The 1,258-nt window shown below is 32.3% G+C and carries 1 protein-coding gene; it reads right to left on the reverse strand.

The genetic code is table 11. The features are described 5' to 3' along the window. Positions 1-61: 61 nt before the first annotated feature. Positions 62-1,054: an IS110 family RNA-guided transposase gene (locus NDQ75_RS15880; RefSeq protein WP_251762040.1), complete on the reverse strand. Its 993-nt coding sequence runs from the start codon at positions 1,052-1,054 to the stop codon at positions 62-64. Positions 1,055-1,258 lie beyond the last annotated feature (204 nt).

Consider the following 1,258-nt stretch of genomic DNA (forward strand, 5'->3'; position numbering starts at 1 on the left):
AACCCGTAACTGACGGTTATACGTATTCCAAGATCAAATCCTAATTAAATCTATTTTTTTATTAAGCTGCATATTGATTTAAAACAACATATGGAGTTCCTCTTTTTACAACAGAAAATGCTCTTGCTAATAATTTATTTCTGACATTGTTTAAAGCTATCATTTTTGGTTTTCCTTCCTCCAATTTTCGTTTATAATACATTCTTAACTCCGGATCGTGTTGTATAGCTGATATACTTGCCATACTCAATAAACTTTTCATTTTCCTGTCTCCTAAATAATGACATTTTTTGCGTCTATGAATACTCGTTCCTGAACTATACTCATACGGAGCTAGACCACAATAACTTGAAAATTTCCGCCAGGTATCAAAGCCTTTAAAGTTTTCTGTGTGATATAATAATTGACATGCAACAACAAAACCAATTCCTCTTAAAGAGAGTAATAATTTGTAATTTGATGATAGTGATTCATCTTCTTTTAACAGTGAATCCATTCTAGATTCAATGCTTTTAATTTGTTTACCTAAATTCTCTATGCTTCTCCTTAAAACAATGCAGCTGGTATCTGTAGACGGACTGCTTAAAAGTTGCTCAATCTCTTTTAAAGTACCTAACAAGCCTGCTCTGCTTCTGACTAACTGATCACGCAAACCAATAAGTCTACCTAACTCTTGATAAACAATACTTTTTACTTCGCTAGAAATGAGCTCTTCTCGATAAACCCAAGCATACCTCGCTATAAGTTCGGAATCAATCTTATCTGTTTTCTCTCTAACTAAACCAGATGAACGTTTAATCTTAATAGGACTCTCTTCAACGTAAGCAATCCCTTTGAGACTTAAATAACTAGCTAGTTTTAAAGAATAGTTGCCTGTATTCTCAAAACAGTAAAAAACAGAAACTCCTTTGGTTTGCTTAATTACCCAATTTAACATGGATTTATACCCTTTAACATCATTAGTAAAAACACGGTGTTGCTGTGCTAAATGACAACTTGCATCTATTGTCTTTTTTGATACATCGATACCTACTACTTCTTCATAATTTTTCATACTTTTATATTTACACATTAAAATTATGTCACATAAACTATTTCCTTTAGTGGGTTCTTATAAACCTGGTATTCCAATTGGTTCTATGCAACAGCTAAGAAGAAAAGAGGACTAGTACGTGTAATAAGGCATTAACTTAAAGACCGTTTTAGTTCTCCTCTTTTCTTCTATTAAATTAATAAATCAAAGTAAAGGAGACCGTTG

It is taken from the genome of Galbibacter mesophilus (genome assembly GCF_023721415.1).
Lineage (GTDB): Bacteria > Bacteroidota > Bacteroidia > Flavobacteriales > Flavobacteriaceae > Galbibacter > Galbibacter mesophilus.